This window comes from Streptomyces sp. NBC_01775, from assembly GCF_035917675.1.
GTDB lineage: Bacteria > Actinomycetota > Actinomycetes > Streptomycetales > Streptomycetaceae > Streptomyces.
The window spans coordinates 4,647,881-4,663,033 of sequence record NZ_CP109104.1; the positions used below are offsets into that span (position 1 = coordinate 4,647,881).

Genomic DNA, 15,153 nt, shown 5'->3' on the forward strand with positions numbered 1-15,153 from the left:
GCGGTGTTCCATCCGCTGCACGTCAGGGCCGTCGAACAGCTCACGGACGACTCCGCTGCGCTGACCCTCGACGTTCCGCCCGAGCTGCGCGCGGCATACGCCTACGCGCCGGGTCAGCACATCGCGCTGCGCAGGACGAACGAGCGCGGCGAGGAGATCCGCCGCACCTACTCGCTGTGCGACCCGGCAGGCGCCGCTCCCGAGACGCTGCGGGTCGGCGTCCGCCTGGTCGAGCGCGGCGAGTTCTCCACGTACGCCCTCAAGGAGCTGACCGAGGGGAGAACGGTCGAGGTGCTGCCGCCCACCGGCCGGTTCATTCTGGAGCCGCGCCCCGGGCACTTCGCCGCGGTGGTCGGCGGGAGCGGCATCACCCCCGTGCTCTCCATCGCCGCGACGCTGCTGAAGCGGGAGCCCGAGGCGCGGTTCTGTCTGATACGCAGCGACCGGACGACGGCCTCGACGATGTTCCTGGAGGAGGTGGCCGACCTCAAGGACCGCTACCCCGACCGCTTCCAGCTGGTGACGGTCCTCTCGCGCGAGGAACAGCACAGCGGGCTGGCCTCCGGACGGCTGGATGAGGAGCGGCTGACCGCGCTGCTGCCCTCCCTCCTGTACGCGCCGGGGATACCGGCCATGGACGGCTGGTATCTGTGCGGCCCGCTGGGGCTGGTGGAGAGCGCATCCAAGGCGCTGCGCTCCCTGGGCGTGCCCAGATCCCGCATCCACCAGGAGATCTTCCACGCGGACGCGGGCATGGAAGGGGGCGTGGCAGCGAACACCCTCACCACCACCTCCACGTCCCCGGCTCGCCCTGCTGGGCTCGCTGGGCCTGCCGGCTCGCTGCCGACCGGCTCGGTGACGGTCAGCGCCACGCTGGCGGGGCGCGGCGGCAGCTGGCCCATGGACGACGGCGAATCGGTCCTGGAGACGGTGCTGCGCAACCGCGCGGATGCCCCGTACGCGTGCAAGGGGGGCGTATGCGGCACCTGCCGGGTGCGGCTGCTGTCGGGCGAGGTCCACATGGACCGCAACTACGCGCTGGAGCCCGAGGAGTTGGACGCGGGGTACGTCCTGGCCTGCCAGTCCCACCCCCTCACCCCCAAGGTCGAGGTGGACTTCGACGCTTAGCTCCGGTCCTCCCCCGGACGCTTGGCGCCAGGCCTCGCCCACCCCTGGCAAAGTGCGTCCCCCGCCATTAACCTGACGCCCCGTCAGCCAGAGCGGCACACACGTCGCGGGCCACAACCGGTCGCCAGGCACGCAGCGCACGCAGGTCACACAGGGCACGCAGCGCACGCAGGGGAGAGAAGCCATGGACTTCAGCTTCAGCGAGGAGCAGCAGGCGGCCCAGGAAGCCGCGAAGGCCGCCTTCTCGGGGGTCTCGCTCGATGCGGTGGAAAGCCCCGCGCTGGTGCGGGCGGCCGTCGCCGACGATTTCGACCGCGCGCTGTGGCGGCAGCTCGCCACATCCGACCTGCTCGGCCTCTTCGTGCCCCAGGAGCACGGCGGATCGGGCCTGGACCCGGTGGCGCTGTGCCTGGTGCTGCGCGAGGCCGGCCGGGTGCTCGCCCGAGTCCCCCTGCTGGAGACCAGCGCGGCGGCGCTCATCCTCGGCGCGTACGGAAGCGCGGAGCTGCGGGCCGCGCTGCTGCCCCGTATCGCGGCGGGCGAGCTGACGCTGACGGCGGCGGCCCACGGCCGTACGGGACACGAGCCGCCCCACCACGCCGTCACGGCCGCCCGTGAAGGAGGGGGCTGGAGTCTCGAAGGGACGCAGACGGCGGTGCCCTGGGCGCAGACCGCCGGCCTGACGGTGATCCCGGCGCACACCGCGCAGGGCACACCCGTGCTGGCCTTCCTCCCGCCGGACGCACCAGGCGTCACCCTGGCCGAGCAGGCGTCCACCAACGGGGAGCGCTACGCCGAGATACGCCTCGCCGCGGCCCACATCCCCGACCGCGATCTCATCGAAGCGCCGGAGGCGGCGGACCACCTGCACCGGCTGCTGACCACGGGCACCTGTGCGCTCGCGCTCGGGCTCGCCGGCAGGGTGCTGGAGATGACCAGCGCATACGTCAGCGAGCGCCGGCAATTCGGCTTCCCCGTCGCCACGTTCCAGGCGGTGGCCGTCCAGACCGCCGACCGCTACATCGACGTACGGGCGATGGAGGCCACGCTCTGGCAGGCGGCCTGGCGGCTGGCCCCCCTGGATGTGGCGGTCGCCAAGATCTGGGCGTCGGAGGGGGTACGCAGGGTGGTGCAGACCGCCCAGCATCTGCACGGAGGCATGGGCGCCGACACCGACTACCCGCTGCACCGCTTCCACGCCTGGGCCAAGCAACTGGAGCTGTCCATGGGCCCGGCAGCCGCCCACGAGGAAGCCCTCGGCGACCTGCTCGCCACCCACCAGCCCACCTGAGCCCTCAGCCCTCAGCCCTGAGCCCGGCGGACACCGGTCCACACCAAGCCCGGCCAACGCCTCCCCAGGAACCGACCGGCACTCTCAGGCACCGACCGGCGCTCAGGCACACGGCCGCCCGCTCCGCCTCAGCGCACGAACGCCGGCTCCGCCTCCCCGACCAGGGGACGGCCCGCGCTCTCCCACGCGAGCATGCCGCCGTCCACATTCACCGCGTCCAGCCCCTGCTGGAGCAGATACGCGGCGACCTGCGCCGAGCGACCGCCGACCCGGCAGACGACATACACCCGCTCGCCCTCACCGAGGCGCTCGGTCAACTCGCCCTGACGGGCGACGAAATCGCTCATCGGAATGTGCAGCGCGCCCTCGGCGTGCCCCGCCGCCCACTCGTCGTCCTCTCGGACGTCCAGCAGCAGCGCTTCGGACGGCAGCGAGGCCACATCTGTCTGCGGCACCTGTCCGGGAAGGGCGTTCATCCCTGCTCTCCCTCTCTCAGCCGGGCGAGCTCCCGCTCGCGCTCGGCCACCTGTCCGAGCAGCTGCTCGGCGATCTCTTCCAAAAGCGTGTCCGGGTCGTCCGGCGCCATCTTCAGCATGGCGCCGATCGCGCTTCCCTCCAGCTCCGCGGCGGCCTCCGCGAGCATCTCCTTGCGCCGCGAGAGCCACTCCAGACGCGCGTACAGCTCCTCGCTGCGCAGCAGCGCCGCCACCGGCCCCGGCAGCGGCCCGGCCTCCCACTCCTCGGCGAGCGCGTGGAGCGTGGCCGCGTCCCCTTCCGCGTAGGCCTTGTTCACCCGTACGAGAAAAGCTTCGCGCCGCTCGCGCTCCGCGTCGTCCTGCGCGAGGTCGGGGTGGGCCTTGCGGACCAGGTCACGGAACGCCTTACGGGCCTCTTCGCTGGGCCGAACCCGGCTGGGCGGGCTGACGGGCTGCTCGTTGAGCATCGCCTGGGCCTCGGGGAGCATGCCCTCCGAGCCGATCCAGCCGAAGAACAGCTCTTCGACCTGGGGCATCGGCAACACGGCTCCGCGGGCCTCTTCGGCCTTGCGGATGTCCTCCGGATCGCCGGTGCGCGCGGCGACGGCCTCGGCGATCTGGGCGTCCAGCTCGTCCAGGCGGGCATAGACGGGGCCGAGGCGCTGGTGGTGGAGCCGCGAGAAGTTCTCCACCTCCACCCGGAAGGTCTCGACCGCGATCTCGTACTCGATCAGCGCGGTCTCCGCAGCCCGCACCGCCTTTTCGAGCCGCTCGGTGCCGGGCTCGTCGCTCGCGTGCGTAGGAGAGTTGGCGTTCATCGCCTCCACCCTACGGCCGACCCCCACCGAGCCGTGAGCTCACTCCCGGAACGCCTCCGGACACGTACCGGCGTCCCGCGGAAGGTGCCCGTCCGCCCAGCGCGTCAGCTCCACCATGGCGGGTCTCAGTGCGTGGCCCGAGTCCGTGAGGCTGTAGCTGACCCGCAGCGGCGGGCCCTCCTCCACGGCGCGCGTGACCAGCCCGAGCGCCGCCAGCTCGGTCAGCCGGTCGGAGAGCATGCGCTCGCTGATGCCGGGGACCGCCCGGCGCAGCTCGGCGAAGTGTCCCGGGCCACTCATCAACGCGGCCAGTATCAGCCCCGTCCACCGCTTGCCCAGCAGGTGGAAGACCCGGGTGATGGCGGTCTCGGGAGCGGAGCAGGCCGAAGCCAGGGACCGCTCGTCCGGCGGGTCTCGCAGCTCTCCAAGCTCTGACATGACTCCAGGGTACTGGTACTCCACAAGTGGGTGCAGAAAAGTAAGTGACTGTGCTAGAAATAGTTACGTAGGAAATTTCCCCTGCTTACGAAGCACTAGGAGCCCCCCAATGGCCACGCTGCTGCACATCGACTCGTCCCTCTTCCCGCAGGAAGCCTCCGTCTCCCGGGACGTCACCGCCTCCTTCCGCAAGGCATGGGAGGCCGAGCACCCCGACGGCACCGTGATCTACCGCGACCTGGGCGCCAACCCGCTCCCGCACCTGGACGGCCTGGCCGCGTCGGCCGGCTTCACCGCCCCTGATGACCGTTCGCCCGAGCAGGCCGCCGCCTTCGTACTGCGGGACGAGCTGGCCGGCGAGCTGGAGCGGGCGGACGCCGTGCTGATAGGCGCCCCGATGTACAACTTCACGATCCCCTCCACGCTGAAGGCGTGGCTGGACCAGGTGATCATCATCGGCCGCACCACCGGCACCGACGCCCCCTCCGCCGCCGGCAAGCCCGCCACCGTCGTCGCCAGCCGCGGCGGCGGCTACGGGCCGGGCACTCCCCGCGAGAGCTTCGAGTTCGTGCAGAACTACCTCGGCAAGGTCCTCGGCGAGGGCGGATTCGGCCTGGACGTGGAGTTCATCGTCCCCGAGCTGACGCTCGCCGAGACGACCCCCGGCATGGAAGAGCTCATCGACCTGGCGAAGACCTCCCGCGCCCAGGCCCACGAGGCCGCCGAGAGCCGCGCCAAGGCCCTGGCCGCGAACCTCGCGGCGTAACGGACCTGCCACCGCCCGCCCACAGCCTGTTGTCGGCTGTCGACAGCCAGCCGACCGCCGACAGCCGGCCACCACGAGCGGGCCCGGTCGGCCCCGCGTGGCCGATCAGCCCCGCGCGGCCAACCGGAGCCGCCGGAAGCCACATTCACCAAGAGCGGCCCGTCCCACCGCAGGCTGCCGCGATGCGGCACTCGTCGTACTCCCCCTGCCCGCGGCTCAGACATCGCGGGACGTCATTCTCCGGTCACCATCCGTATGCGCGGAACCACCGGCGGCGGACGCGGCGTAGACGCGCGCCCAAGCCGGACTCCAGCCAGGCCCCGGCCGGATCCCGGCCAGGTCTCAGCAAGATCCAAGCCAGATCCAGGCCGGGCCCGACGCCGGGAGGGCTCCCCGCCGAAGCGCGTGAGAAGCGGATGAGAAGCGCCGCGGATGAGAAGCGCCCGAGAGCCGCATGGGAAACCACGAAGAAGGCCCCCACCGGAACCCGGTGAGGGCCTTCTTCACTGTGCGCGAGGGGGGAGTTGAACCCCCACGTCCTTTCGGACACTGGAACCTGAATCCAGCGCGTCTGCCTATTCCGCCACCCGCGCATTGGGTGCTGCCGCCTGGCCCGTAGCGGGCGCCTGCCGACATCCAGAAGATTAGCACGGTGCCAGGGGTGGACTCACATCCGTATTCGGCAGCTCTGGCAGGACACTCGGCGCGAGCCCTCTACGATCCATGCGAAGGTGTGAGGCGGTGCGAGGCACTGTGAGAGGCAACACTTGACCGCGGGCCTCCACCGGGGAACCAGCCGATTTCCCCACGCGTGGATACGATCAGTAAGCAGTACCGCAGACTCGTCGTGCCCGCGCCCGGGGACACACTGGAAGTGGCACTAGGTCCGAGGGCATCTGGGAAGGAGGTGCACCGTGGGAGTTATGAAGCGCTTCGAGCAGCGACTCGAAGGTCTCGTCAACGGCACCTTCGCGAAGGTGTTCAAATCCGAAGTGCAGCCCGTAGAGATCGCGGGTGCCCTTCAGCGTGAGTGCGACAACAACGCCACGATCTGGAACCGTGAGCGCACCGTCGTACCCAACGACTTCATCGTCGAGCTGAGCACTCCGGACTACGACAGGCTCAGCCCGTACTCGGGCCAGCTCGGTGACGAACTCTCCAGTATGGTGCGCGACTACGCGAAGCAGCAGCGCTACACCTTCATGGGCCCCATCAAGGTCCACCTGGAGAAGGCCGAGGACCTCGACACGGGGCTGTACCGCGTGCGCAGCCGTACCCTCGCCTCCAGCACCTCCCAGCCCCAGGCGGAAGGGCAGCGCGGCGCCCCGAACCCCGCGGGCGGCGCGGCACCCGGTGGCTTTCCGCCCCGCCCCGCCGCGGCGCCCCCGGTGCCGTCGGGGCCTCCCGGCTCGCCTCCGGCCTTCGCGCCGGGCCCCGCGGGCTCGGCCGGTCCGCTGCCGGGGGCTGAGACCCGGCGCTGGATCGAGATCAACGGCAACAGGCACCAGATCTCCGGTCCGACCCTCGTGCTGGGCCGCAGCACGGAGGCGGACGTACGGGTCGACGACCCCGGAGTCTCGCGGCGGCACTGCGAAATCCGGGCGGGAAACCCCTCTTCGATCGCGGATCTGGGCTCCACAAACGGAATCGTGGTAGACGGACAGCACACCACGCGCGCTACGCTCCGCGACGGCTCACGCATCGTTGTGGGCAGCACCACGATCATTTACCGGCAAGCCGAAGGGTGAAGCGGGGGCAATGTCAGAGCTGACCCTCACGGTCATGCGGTTGGGGTTTCTCGCCGTATTGTGGCTGTTCGTCATCGTGTCCATCCAGGTCATCAGAAGTGACCTGTTCGGCACCCGGGTGACCCAGCGGACCGCGCGGCGCGCCGAAGCGCAGCGCCCGCAACAACAGCAGCGGCCCCAGCAGCCGCAGCGCCCGCCACAGGGGGGCGGTGGCCGGCGTGGGCGCGGGGGCGGACGGAACGCCCCCACCAAGCTCGTGGTCTCGGAGGGCTCGCTCACCGGAACCACCGTGGCCCTCCAGGGCCAGACCATCACCCTCGGGCGTGCCCACGATTCCACGATCGTGCTGGACGACGACTACGCGTCCAGCAGGCATGCCAGGATCTACCCGGACCGTGACGGCCAGTGGATCGTCGAGGACCTCGGGTCGACCAACGGCACGTATCTCGACAGGACACGGCTCACCACACCGACGCCGATCTCGCCCGGAGCGCCGATCCGTATCGGCAAGACGGTCATCGAGCTGCGGAAGTAGTACCGACATGACGACCGGAGGGTGGGCACCGTGCGGATGTACCCGGAGCCGACGGGCGAGGTGCGCATGAGCCTGTCACTGCGCTTTGCCGCCGGATCACACGACGGCATGATCCGCGAGCACAACGAGGACTCGGGTTATGCCGGGCCACGGCTGCTCGCGGTCGCCGACGGCATGGGCGGCCAGGCCGCCGGCGAGGTCGCCTCCTCCGAGGTGATCTCCACCATGGTCCAGCTGGATGAGGACATTCCCGGATCCGACATCCTCACCTCCCTCGGCACGACCGTGCAGCGCGCCAACGACCAGCTTCGGGTCATGGTCGAGGAGGATCCGCAGCTGGAGGGCATGGGCACCACGCTCACCGCCCTGCTGTGGACGGGACAGCGGCTCGGGCTCGTGCATGTGGGCGACTCACGCGCCTATCTGCTGCGCGACGGCCAGCTCACCCAGATCACCCAGGACCACACCTGGGTGCAGCGGCTGGTGGACGAGGGCCGGATCACCGAGGAAGAGGCCACCACCCACCCGCAGCGCTCCTTGCTGATGCGCGCGCTGGGCAGCGGTGACCACGTCGAGCCCGATCTGTCGATCCGCGAGGTGCGGGTCGGCGACCGTTATCTGCTGTGCTCGGACGGGCTGTCCGGCGTCGTCTCGCACCAGACGCTGGAGGACACCCTCGGCGGCTATCACGGCCCGCAGGAGACCATCCAGGAGCTGATCCAGCTCGCGCTGCGCGGCGGCGGCCCCGACAACATCACCTGCATCATCGCGGACGTCCTCGACGTCGACGCGCTGGGCAGCGAGGACACCCTCGCGGGGCAGCTCAACGACACCCCGGTCATCGTCGGCGCGGTCGCCGAGACCCAGCAGCCGCTGGGCGGCGACCCCGGCGCCCTGCGCACCCCGGCGGCCCGCGCCGCCGAGCTGGGCAAGGGTGGCGTGCCCCCGCAGGGCCAGTCCGGCCCGCCGGAGGGCTTCGGCCCGCCGGACGGCGACCCGTCCGCGCCTGCGGGAACGTTCGGGCCCTACACCGATGACGACTTCACCAAGCCGGGCGGCAAGCGCCGGTGGGTCAAGCGCTCGCTGTGGATCACGCTCGCGCTGGCCGTCGTCGCCGGCGGGCTCTACGGCGGCTACCGCTGGACGCAGACCCAGTACTACGTCAGCGACAACGACCAGCACGTGGCGCTCTACCGGGGCATCAGCCAGGAGCTGGCGGGCGTCAAGCTGAACAAGGTCCAAGAGGACCGGCCCGAGATCGAACTCAAGTACCTGCCCCTTTTCCAGCGCAACCAGGTGCGCGAGACGATCCCGCTCAACAACCTCGACGAGGCCAAGGCCAAGATCGACGAGTTGGGCAAGCAGGCCGAGGTCTGCAAGGTCGTCGCCGAGGAGAAGCAGCACCCGAAGAAGCCGAAGCGCCCGAAGAAGCCGGACGACAAGTCCCAGGACTCCGGCAGGAGGGACAACCCGGAAGAGCAGAACAAACCGGTCGACTCGGGCGGGCAGGGCGGAGCGGAGTCCGGCACCGGTACCGCCGCCGCGGGCACCGCCGGAACCGGCTCGGTCACCCGGACCGCCTTCACCTCCGGCACCACCCACGACACCACTGACGCCGCCTCCGGCACTCCGTCTCCGAGCCCCAAGCTCACGGAGAAGCAGCAGGAGTTGGCCAAGCAGTGCACCGCGCCGTAGGGGGCGGCACAAGGCATGAGCAGCAACCTCACCAACACCGGCAGTAACACCACGGTGTCCTCCGGCGGACTTCCGAGCCGCCGCAACACCGAGTTGGCGATGCTCGTCTTCGCCATCCTCGTCCCGGTCTTCGCCTACGCCAACGTGGGCCTGGCCATGAATGACGAGCTCCCGTCCGGCATGCTCGGCTACGGCTTGGGGCTGACGCTGCTCGCCGGCATCGGCCACCTGGTGGTGCGGCGGTTCGCGCCGTACGCCGATCCGCTGCTGCTGCCGCTGGCCATCCTGCTCAACGGCCTCGGCCTGGTGATCATCTGGCGGCTCGACCAGTCGGAGCGGCTGCACCAGCGCGCGAAGAGCGCCTTCGGCGCGTTCAGCCCGGACGCGCCCAAGCAGCTGCTGTACTCGGCGGTCGGGCTCGCGCTGCTGGTGGGGATCCTGGTGTTCCTCAAGGACCACCGCGTCCTTCAGCGCTACACCTACATCTCCATGGCCGTGGGCCTGGTGCTGCTGGTGCTGCCGGTCTTCTTCAAGCCGGTCAACGGCGCGCGGATCTGGGTCAACCTGGGCTTCATCAACCTCCAGCCCGGCGAGTTCGTGAAGATCATCATCGCGGTGTTCTTCGCGGGCTACCTGATGGTGAAACGCGACGCGCTCGCGCTGGCCTCGCGCCGCTTCATGGGGCTCTACCTGCCGCGCGGCCGGGACCTGGGCCCGATCCTGGTGGTCTGGGCGCTCAGCTTGATGATCCTGGTCTTCGAGACCGACCTGGGCACCTCGCTGCTCTTCTTCGGCCTCTTCGTGATCATGCTGTACGTCGCCACCGAGCGCACCAGCTGGATCGTCTTCGGTCTGCTCCTCTCCGCCGGCGGCGCCACGGCCGTGGCCACCTTCGAGCCGCACGTGCAGCAGCGTGTCGAGGCGTGGCTCGACCCGATGGCCACGTACCTCAAGGCCAGGCAGGGCATCCCCGGCAACTCGGAGCAGGCCATGGAAGCGCTGTGGGCGTTCGGCTCCGGCGGGGTGCTCGGCTCCGGCTGGGGGCAGGGCAACTCCGATCTGATCGGCTTCGCCGCCAACTCCGACTTCATCCTCGCCACGGTCGGCGAGGAGCTCGGCCTGACCGGCATGATGGCGGTCCTGATCATCTACGGCCTGATCGTCGAGCGCGGTGTCCGCATCTCGCTGGCGGCCCGCGACCCCTTCGGCAAGCTGCTCGCCGTCGGCCTCTCCGGCGCCTTCGGCCTCCAGGTCTTCGTCGTCGCAGGCGGCGTCATGGGTCTGATCCCGCTGACCGGTATGACGATGCCGTTCCTGGCCTCCGGCGGCTCTTCGGTGATCGCCAACTGGGCGCTGGTCGGCATCCTGATCCGGATCAGCGACACCGCGCGCCGCCCCGCCCCGGCCCCGGCCCCCTCACCCGACGCCGAGATGACTCAGGTGGTCCGACCGTGAACAAGCCCCTTCGCCGGATCGCGATCTTCTGCGGCCTGCTCGTGCTCGCCCTGCTGGTGCGGACGAACTGGCTCCAGTTCGTCCAGGCCGACGACCTCAAGACCGACTCGAAGAACCGACGCGTCGACATCGCGCGGTACGCCCAGCCGCGCGGCAACATCATCGTCGACGGCAAGTCCATCACCGACTCGACGGGCGTCAGCGACGGCGGATACTCGGACTTCAAGTACAAGCGCACCTACAAGAACGGCAAGCTGTGGGCGCCCGTCACCGGCTACGCCTCCCAGGCGTTCGGCGCCAACCAGCTGGAGAACCTGTACGACCCGATACTCACCGGCGACGACGACCGGCTCTTCTTCAACCGCACCATCGACATGCTCACCGGCAAGCCCCAAAAGGGCGGCAACGTCGTCACGACGCTGAACGCCAAGGCGCAGAAGGCCGCCTACGACGGGCTCGGTGACAAGAAGGGCGCGGTCGCGGCGATCAACCCGAAGACCGGCGCCATCCTCGCGCTGGCCAACAAGCCGTCCTACGACCCGTCGGTCTTCGCGGGGAACAGCGAGAAGGACAGCAAGTCCTACAACGCCCTCCAGAAGAAGAACGACAAGGACGACCCCACCCTCAACCGGGCGCTGCGCCAGACCTACCCGCCCGGCTCGACCTTCAAGGTCGTCACGGCGGCGGCGGGCCTGGAGAGCGGCAAGTACGACCTGGACTCCAAGACCGACTCGCCCGACCCGTACAAGCTGCCCCTCTCCACCACCCCCCTCGGCAACGAGGGCAACAACCCGGAGTGCAAGAACGGCAGCATCCGCGTCGCCCTCCAGTGGTCGTGCAACACCGTCTTCGCCAAGATGAGCGACGATCTGAGCAACGACGAGATGATGAAGCAGTCGGAGAAGTTCGGCTTCAACCGTCCGCTGGAAAGCGGCGACCAGGACACCCCCGTCCGCCCGGCGGTCAGTGTCTATCCCAAGGACAACCGCCCGCAGAACGCCCAGGCCGGCATCGGCCAGGCGTCCAACCGCGCCACGCCGCTCCAGATGGCGATGGTCGCCTCGGCTGTCGCCAACGACGGCAAGCTGATGAAGCCCTACATGGTCGACCAGCTCGTCGCGCCGAACCTGAACGTCGTCGAGCAGACCAAGCCCAAGCAGCTGAGCGAGCCCGTCTCCGCCGAGAACGCCCAGAAGCTCCAGTCGGGCATGGAGACGGTCGTCAAGGAAGGCACCGGAAAGGCCGGCCAGATCCCCGGCGTCACCGTCGGAGGCAAGACCGGTACCGCACAGCACGGAGAGAACAACAAGGACAATCCGTACGCCTGGTTCATCTCCTACGCGAAGACGAGTGACGGATCTCCCGTCGCCGTCGCTGTCGTGGTGGAGAGTTCCGACACACTCCGCAGCGACATCGCGGGCGGCAAGCTCGCGGCGCCCATCGCCAAGGGCGTGATGGAAGCCGTCCTCGACGGGAAGCAGTGACGCGTACCAGCAGCACAGGTGACCCTGGTCACCACGGACACACCGAGCACGCAGGAGTGGCCGGGTAACGTATGCCGAGCAGCACACCGCCGTGTCGCAGGCCGGACGTTCGACGCGCCGCGGCACGGAAGACCGGAGAGGGCTGGAGACTATGGAAGAGCCGCGTCGCCTAGGCGGCCGGTACGAGCTGGGCTCGGTGCTCGGCCGGGGAGGCATGGCCGAGGTCTACCTCGCGCAGGACACCCGGCTGGGCCGCACGGTCGCGGTCAAGACGCTCCGCGTCGACCTCGCTCGCGATCCGTCGTTCCAGGCCCGCTTCCGCCGCGAAGCCCAGTCCGCCGCCTCGCTCAACCACCCGGCGATCGTCGCGGTGTACGACACGGGCGAGGACTACGTGGACGGGGTCTCCATCCCGTACATCGTCATGGAGTACGTGGACGGCTCCACGCTCCGTGAGCTGCTCCACTCCGGCCGCAAACTGCTGCCCGAGCGCTCCATGGAGATGTGCGTCGGCATCCTCCAGGCCCTGGAGTACAGCCACCGCAACGGCATCGTCCACCGCGACATCAAGCCGGCGAACGTCATGCTGACGCGCAACGGCCAGGTCAAGGTCATGGACTTCGGCATCGCCCGCGCCATGGGCGACTCCGGCATGACCATGACGCAGACCTCGGCCGTGATCGGCACCGCGCAATACCTCTCGCCCGAGCAGGCCAAGGGCGAGTCCGTCGATGCCCGCTCGGACCTGTATTCGACCGGCTGCCTGCTCTACGAGCTGTTGACCGTACGGCCGCCGTTCATCGGGGACTCCCCGGTCGCGGTGGCGTACCAGCATGTGCGCGAGGAGGCGCAGCCGCCCAGCGCCTTCGATCCCGAGATCTCGCCCGAGATGGACGCGATCGTCATGCGGGCCCTGGTCAAGGACCCGGACTACCGCTACCAGAGCGCCGATGAGATGCGCGCCGACATCGAGGCCTGCCTCGACGGGCAGCCCGTCGCCGCCAGCGCGATGGGCGCCGCCGGGTACGGCTACCCCGAGGACCAGCCCACCGCGGCGATGCGCGCGCAGGACCCGCAGACCTCGATGCTGCCGCCCATGCGCCCGGACGACGGCGGCTACTACGACGATCACCGCGGACGCCGCAAGCCGAAGAAGAGCCCGATCTCGACGATCCTGCTGGCGCTCGCGGTGATTCTGGTGCTCGTCGGCGCGATCTTCATCGGCAAGGCGCTGCTCAGCTCGCCGCCGGACTCCAACGAGGTGCCCGATGTGAAGGGGCTGTCCGTCTCGGAGGCCACCGACCGCATCGAGAACGCCGGGCTGAAGGCCAGCAAGGGCCAGAGCGAGTACTGCGGCGAGAAGAAGGAGATGGTCTGCAAGACCGATCCCACCGCGGGCAAGGACGTCGACAAGGGCAGCACCGTCAGCCTGATCCTGTCCAAGGGTGCCGCGCCGCGCGCCGTCCCCGACGTCGAGGGCGAGGTCTACGCCGACGCCAAGCAGAAGCTGAGCGAGCAGGGCTTCAAGGTCAAGAAGAAGAAGCAGGAGTCCCAGCAGCCGGCCGGCAACGTCCTGGACCAGGACCCCGCCGCGGAGCAGAAGGTCCGGCGAGGCACCACGGTCACCCTGACGGTGGCCACCGAGTCCAAGCCGTCCGTCCCGAACGTCGTCGGCAAGAGCTTCGACGAGGCGAACGCACAGCTCACCACGCTCGGCTTCAAGGTCAAGAAGGCGGAGGAGGAGGACGAGTCCAAGCCCGCCGGCACGGTCACCAAGCAGAACCCGGGTCCCGGCAAGCAGCCGGAGGGCACCGAGATCGAGCTGACCGTCGCCAAGGCACCTGCCGACCAGCCCGCCACCGTCCCGGACGTCACCAACAAGAAGCTCAGCGAAGCAAGGAGCGAGCTGAAGGGCGCGGGCTTCAACGTCGGCACCGTCCACGGGGACAAGAAGGGCAATGCCGTAGTCGTGTCCACCACCCCGCCCGCCAACTCCCAGGGCAAGAAGGGCGACAAGATCGACATCATCACCCGCCCGGCCGGCCCCGGTGACGGAGGGGACGACGGCGGCGGTGGCGGCTGGTTCGGCGGCGTTGGGTGACCACCGTCGGTGACCCCCCTGGCTGAAGGCCGAAGGGGTCACCGCCCTGGCTGAAGACGGAGCCCCTCACTCTTGGTGGGGGGCTCCACTCGTTGGACCTCGGGGTTCGGGGCGAGGCCCCGGAATCAATCCCGCCGCGACGGCTCGCACCCACCACGGAACAGGTTCCGGCGCCGAACAGGGTCCGGCGGAATCGGGGACGGCCTCAACCACAACGTCCGCCGGCAACCCACAACGCTCGCCGGCAACTACCGAAGCTCGGCGGGGGGCGTGCGCTTGTCGTCGACGTCCTCGGTGCGCACCAGCTCGCCCCACACCACGTAGCGGTAGCGCGAGGTGTAGACCGGGGTGCAGGTCGTCAGCGTGATGTAGCGGCCGGTCTTCTTCTTGCCCGACTCCTTGGGCACCGCGTCCAGCACATCGGTGTTGTACTTCGAGGTCTTCGGCAAGGTGGCGTAGACCTTGTAGACGAACCAGGTGTTCTTCGTCTCGAAGACGACGGAGTCACCCTTGTCGATCTTGTCGATGTTGTGGAACTTCGCGCCGTGCCCGTCGCGGTGCGCGGCGAGCGCGAAATTGCCCGACTGGTCCTGCGGGAGCCCGGACTTGACCGGCTTCGTGTAGTAACCCGCGATGCCCTGGTTCAGCTCCTTGGGGTTGGTCCCCTTCTTGACCAGGATGTCGCGCGAGGACATCGACGGCACGTGCAGGAAGCCGATGCCGTCCTTCGTGTCCAGGTTTCCCGGGCCCCGGCCGGCGGCCCAGTGCTGGCGCACCCGGTCGCCCTCGCGCTTGGCCTGGCGGTCGGCGAGGACGTTCGTCCACCACAGCGAGTAGACGACGAACAGCGCGAGCACCAGGCCCGCGGTGATCAGCAGCTCGCCGAAGAGCCCGACGCCGATGGCGACAGCGCCCCGCCCGCCACGGGCTCCGGCCGCGGCGGGTATGCCGTCACCCCCGCTGCCGCCCTTGTCGGGGCCGCTGTCGCCGTCGCCGGGCCCGCCGTCGCCGCCGGACGCGCCGTCGTCGCCGGGTCCGCTCTCGCCGCCGGACGCGGCGGCCTCGTCGGCCTCGTCGGGCCCGCTGCCGTCTCCGGACCCGGCGGCCCCGTCCGGCGCGGAGGGCTCGTCGCCCTGGAGAGCCTCCTCCGGCCCCCGCCCCGCGGCCTCTTCATCCGCCCCGGCGGCCCGCCGGACGGCCCCCCGGGCAGACTCCCGC

General features: G+C 69.8%; 13 protein-coding genes and 1 tRNA gene. 9 read left to right on the top strand and 5 right to left on the bottom strand.

Features of this window, described 5'->3' with window-relative positions:
* The first annotated feature begins 3 nt into the window (after window positions 1-3).
* Together OHB04_RS20700 and OHB04_RS20705 are read left to right on the top strand one after the other, a co-directional pair.
* Window positions 4-1,128, top strand: coding sequence for a 2Fe-2S iron-sulfur cluster-binding protein (locus OHB04_RS20700; protein WP_326808008.1), 1,125 nt, complete (start codon window positions 4-6; stop codon window positions 1,126-1,128).
* Between the two features lie 184 nt (window positions 1,129-1,312).
* The gene (locus OHB04_RS20705; RefSeq protein WP_326808009.1) at window positions 1,313-2,419 is read left to right on the top strand and encodes an acyl-CoA dehydrogenase family protein; all 1,107 of its coding nucleotides are present in this window, start codon (window positions 1,313-1,315) and stop codon (window positions 2,417-2,419) included.
* Window positions 2,420-2,547: 128 nt separating this feature from the next.
* Here the strand turns inward: OHB04_RS20705 and OHB04_RS20710 are convergent, their stop codons facing one another.
* The 3 genes from OHB04_RS20710 to OHB04_RS20720 are packed head-to-tail and all read right to left on the bottom strand — an operon-like array spanning window position 2,548 to window position 4,151.
* Entirely contained in the window at window positions 2,548-2,895 is a 348-nt protein-coding gene (locus OHB04_RS20710; protein WP_326689196.1) for a rhodanese-like domain-containing protein, read from the bottom strand.
* Window positions 2,892-3,713 (bottom strand): J domain-containing protein, encoded by an 822-nt coding sequence (locus OHB04_RS20715; RefSeq protein WP_326689197.1) that lies wholly within the window; start codon window positions 3,711-3,713, stop codon window positions 2,892-2,894. Before OHB04_RS20715 ends, OHB04_RS20710 begins: the two co-directional genes overlap by 4 nt.
* Window positions 3,714-3,752: 39 nt before the next feature.
* Complete coding sequence (locus tag OHB04_RS20720) at window positions 3,753-4,151, bottom strand: winged helix-turn-helix transcriptional regulator (protein WP_326689199.1); 399 nt, start codon at window positions 4,149-4,151, stop codon at window positions 3,753-3,755.
* A 109-nt stretch (window positions 4,152-4,260) separates the two neighbouring features.
* On the opposite strand from OHB04_RS20720, the gene OHB04_RS20725 reads away from it, so the two are divergent.
* Window positions 4,261-4,917 (top strand): FMN-dependent NADH-azoreductase, encoded by a 657-nt coding sequence (locus OHB04_RS20725; protein ID WP_326689200.1) that lies wholly within the window; start codon window positions 4,261-4,263, stop codon window positions 4,915-4,917.
* Between the two features lie 509 nt (window positions 4,918-5,426).
* Here OHB04_RS20725 and OHB04_RS20730 read toward each other — a convergent pair.
* A tRNA-Leu gene (locus OHB04_RS20730) sits at window positions 5,427-5,510 on the bottom strand.
* Window positions 5,511-5,831: 321 nt separating this feature from the next.
* Here OHB04_RS20730 and OHB04_RS20735 point away from each other — a divergent pair.
* From OHB04_RS20735 to pknB, 6 genes are all read left to right on the top strand, one after another.
* Window positions 5,832-6,665: a DUF3662 and FHA domain-containing protein gene (locus OHB04_RS20735; protein WP_326689201.1), complete on the top strand. Its 834-nt coding sequence runs from the start codon at window positions 5,832-5,834 to the stop codon at window positions 6,663-6,665.
* Between the two features lie 10 nt (window positions 6,666-6,675).
* The gene (locus tag OHB04_RS20740) at window positions 6,676-7,200 is read left to right on the top strand and encodes an FHA domain-containing protein FhaB/FipA (RefSeq protein WP_326689202.1); all 525 of its coding nucleotides are present in this window, start codon (window positions 6,676-6,678) and stop codon (window positions 7,198-7,200) included.
* A gap of 21 nt (window positions 7,201-7,221) precedes the next feature.
* The gene (locus tag OHB04_RS20745) at window positions 7,222-8,895 is read left to right on the top strand and encodes a Stp1/IreP family PP2C-type Ser/Thr phosphatase (RefSeq protein WP_326689203.1); all 1,674 of its coding nucleotides are present in this window, start codon (window positions 7,222-7,224) and stop codon (window positions 8,893-8,895) included.
* Window positions 8,896-8,910: 15 nt separating this feature from the next.
* A complete protein-coding gene (locus OHB04_RS20750) occupies window positions 8,911-10,350 on the top strand; it encodes an FtsW/RodA/SpoVE family cell cycle protein (protein WP_326689204.1) in 1,440 nt (479 codons plus the stop codon).
* On the top strand, window positions 10,347-11,834 hold the full coding sequence (locus tag OHB04_RS20755; protein ID WP_326689205.1) for a peptidoglycan D,D-transpeptidase FtsI family protein: 1,488 nt from the start codon (window positions 10,347-10,349) through the stop codon (window positions 11,832-11,834). The genes OHB04_RS20750 and OHB04_RS20755 overlap by 4 nt, the downstream gene beginning before the upstream one ends.
* A gap of 151 nt (window positions 11,835-11,985) precedes the next feature.
* Window positions 11,986-13,935 carry a Stk1 family PASTA domain-containing Ser/Thr kinase gene (gene pknB / locus OHB04_RS20760; protein WP_326689207.1) on the top strand — a complete coding sequence of 650 codons (1,950 nt, stop codon included), beginning with the start codon at window positions 11,986-11,988 and terminating at the stop codon, window positions 13,933-13,935.
* A 248-nt stretch (window positions 13,936-14,183) separates the two neighbouring features.
* On the opposite strand, the gene OHB04_RS20765 is transcribed toward pknB, so the two are convergent.
* The gene (locus tag OHB04_RS20765; RefSeq protein ID WP_326692826.1) at window positions 14,184-14,882 is read right to left on the bottom strand and encodes a class E sortase; all 699 of its coding nucleotides are present in this window, start codon (window positions 14,880-14,882) and stop codon (window positions 14,184-14,186) included.
* Window positions 14,883-15,153 lie beyond the last annotated feature (271 nt).

Coding starts and splice junctions, on each gene's coding strand:
- OHB04_RS20705 (WP_326808009.1), top strand. CDS start 1,313: ATGGACTTCAGCTTCAGCGAGGAGCAGCAGGCGGCCCAGGAAGCCGCG.
- OHB04_RS20710 (WP_326689196.1), bottom strand. CDS start 2,895: ATGAACGCCCTTCCCGGACAGGTGCCGCAGACAGATGTGGCCTCGCTG.
- OHB04_RS20715 (WP_326689197.1), bottom strand. CDS start 3,713: ATGAACGCCAACTCTCCTACGCACGCGAGCGACGAGCCCGGCACCGAG.
- OHB04_RS20720 (WP_326689199.1), bottom strand. CDS start 4,151: ATGTCAGAGCTTGGAGAGCTGCGAGACCCGCCGGACGAGCGGTCCCTG.
- OHB04_RS20725 (WP_326689200.1), top strand. CDS start 4,261: ATGGCCACGCTGCTGCACATCGACTCGTCCCTCTTCCCGCAGGAAGCC.
- OHB04_RS20740 (WP_326689202.1), top strand. CDS start 6,676: ATGTCAGAGCTGACCCTCACGGTCATGCGGTTGGGGTTTCTCGCCGTA.
- OHB04_RS20750 (WP_326689204.1), top strand. CDS start 8,911: ATGAGCAGCAACCTCACCAACACCGGCAGTAACACCACGGTGTCCTCC.
- pknB (WP_326689207.1), top strand. CDS start 11,986: ATGGAAGAGCCGCGTCGCCTAGGCGGCCGGTACGAGCTGGGCTCGGTG.